The organism is Ruegeria sp. AI3 (assembly GCF_056541245.1).
This window is the reverse complement of record NZ_JBQFYA010000042.1, coordinates 1-1,820: the sequence shown is the minus strand read 5'-3', so window position 1 is coordinate 1,820 and position 1,820 is coordinate 1. Positions and strand designations below refer to the sequence as shown.

The 1,820-nt window shown below is 56.5% G+C and carries 4 protein-coding genes and 1 pseudogene; 4 read left to right on the top strand and 1 reads right to left on the bottom strand.

The features are described 5' to 3' along the window. Positions 1 to 161 precede the first annotated feature (161 nt). From ACRZ95_RS22845 to ACRZ95_RS22835, 3 genes are all read left to right on the top strand, one after another. Positions 162 to 533: a hypothetical protein gene (locus ACRZ95_RS22845; protein WP_480425620.1), complete on the top strand. Its 372-nt coding sequence runs from the start codon at positions 162 to 164 to the stop codon at positions 531 to 533. A 119-nt stretch (positions 534 to 652) separates the two neighbouring features. After that, positions 653 to 979, top strand: coding sequence for a hypothetical protein (locus ACRZ95_RS22840; protein ID WP_480425795.1), 327 nt, complete (start codon positions 653 to 655; stop codon positions 977 to 979). Between the two features lie 59 nt (positions 980 to 1,038). Then, positions 1,039 to 1,326, top strand: a complete 288-nt coding sequence (locus tag ACRZ95_RS22835; protein ID WP_480555662.1) for a hypothetical protein — start codon at positions 1,039 to 1,041, stop codon at positions 1,324 to 1,326. A 1-nt stretch (position 1,327) separates the two neighbouring features. Here ACRZ95_RS22835 and ACRZ95_RS22830 read toward each other — a convergent pair whose 3' ends face one another. Then, a complete protein-coding gene (locus ACRZ95_RS22830; RefSeq protein ID WP_480555661.1) occupies positions 1,328 to 1,591 on the bottom strand; it encodes a hypothetical protein in 264 nt (87 codons plus the stop codon). Between the two features lie 41 nt (positions 1,592 to 1,632). Here ACRZ95_RS22830 and ACRZ95_RS22825 point away from each other — a divergent pair. Continuing rightward, positions 1,633 to 1,820: pseudogene (locus ACRZ95_RS22825) on the top strand (hypothetical protein); the annotation flags it as partial.

Below are 1,820 nucleotides of genomic sequence, written 5' to 3'. Positions count from 1 at the left end.
GCAAAGCAGAAGTGTCACCACAGAGCGCGACGGAAGCAAGGCTTAGCAGCCCGGCGACCTCAGATATCGCAGGGCTGAAAAGCCTTGCGGGGGTCAGCGGAAGGCTTTGGTCTTTCGGCTATGCCTCGACAAGTGACCAATGATTGGTTTGAGTGCACCGTGTGAATGATCTTTCCGCTACTCTGCTTCTTACCTATTCGGTAACAACGGTCCTGAAGCTGCTTTTGATATGGTTTTTGCTGAAAATGCTCGACCGTTTCACGAACGCGGGACTTGTTGTTTTGTTTGGTTTGTCGGTTTGTCTGTATCACGCGCAGGCAATTTATCGCGGCAAGTTACTATGTGACGATCCGCGTGGCTGGGTCGACTTTCCGGATCTTCCCGCGGCTGTGAACTGGGTTATCTCAGCACGCGATTGCCCCGCACCTATTGGTCAACCCTTTGATTGGGTATTTTTTAACATCACCGGTCCGATCTCGATTGCTGTGACTGTACTGCTGGTTCTACGACCTCTATCTCGATCGCGGATCTGAATGTCCCTACGACCCCTCTGTCACTGAGCGCATTCTCACTGTTTTTGAACCCATCGAATACTGAAACCCGACCGGAGCGGAAGCCCCGTGAACCAACAGGGTACGACAGGAGACAACCAATGGCATTCCAAAACGACACCAACAAAGGCAGCGTTGAAAAGATGGTGGTCAGGCTGCGGCGCATCGCGAAATCCGCCGCCTCTAACAGCGCCGATACTGATGCAATGGCAGACATGTTGCGCCCCCTTACCGACGAACTGGCCAAGATGGGCGTTCTGACAGGCGCGGATCAGATGACAGAACCGCAGCCGCCCGAGGTCGCTGCCCTGACAGCTGGTCAACGCGCTGCACTTGTCCTCGCCGATCAGGCATCGCTGAGAGAACTGATGGCTTCGCTCATCGGGCGTCTTGATGCACATGCCGACGCGTTAAAGGAAGCGCCCTGACCGCCCCGGCACTCACCGCAGTCTTACCACCATTCCATACGATTGAAGTGGAGGCACTTATGCAAGTCACCATATTGGATCGCGCCCTGCAGCGCCGCCTTTGGGGCAACGGCTATCAAAGTATCACGCAGATTATCAAAACCGTTGGGATCACCAATACCTGTCCCTTCTGTGGCAAGCCTAGAGGGAAACCGGTGTTTCGACGCTACTGCGAGGATGGTGAGTGGTACGAAATCCAGACATGGGAGAACCCTTGTGGCCATGTCGATATGTACGACGCCGTGATCGAAGAAGCCCGCCAGCTCAAGCTTTCGCAAACCGCTACGAACGGAGGCGATCATGACTGACTTAGCGCCAGGCGACCGCAGCCGCGCCGATCCCATGGGGTGTGGCGTGGATCCGGTCGCGTACGAAAACGACACCCTGCGCGCTCCCACCGATGGCGGTGCTGCACATTGCAAGGGCTTCCTGCTCGAGGACAATCCTTTTCAGAGTGGTCGGGTTGACGACCGTTTGGCCGCAGACTGGGTTCGGGACTGGGAGGCTCGCCATCGGTTCGCGCTCGACAACGGGATGCATGCAGAAGTCGGGCGAGTGGCCTGTCTTCAGCATCTCCGCAATAGTCGCACCCGCTGGCAGGGAGGGATCGAGCCATGAGGTTCAAGATGTGGCCCCGTTTTGCCTTCGAAGACACACCCCGCAAGCGTGCCGCCTTGCGCCGCAAACAGCAGAAGGAACGCGAGGCTTTTCCATTGCTGGCCAATCAGATCGCAGAGCAGCAACCCAGTGAAGATGAGGTTATGTTCAAACGCGCAGTGGATTGGGAGCGGCAAGAGAAACG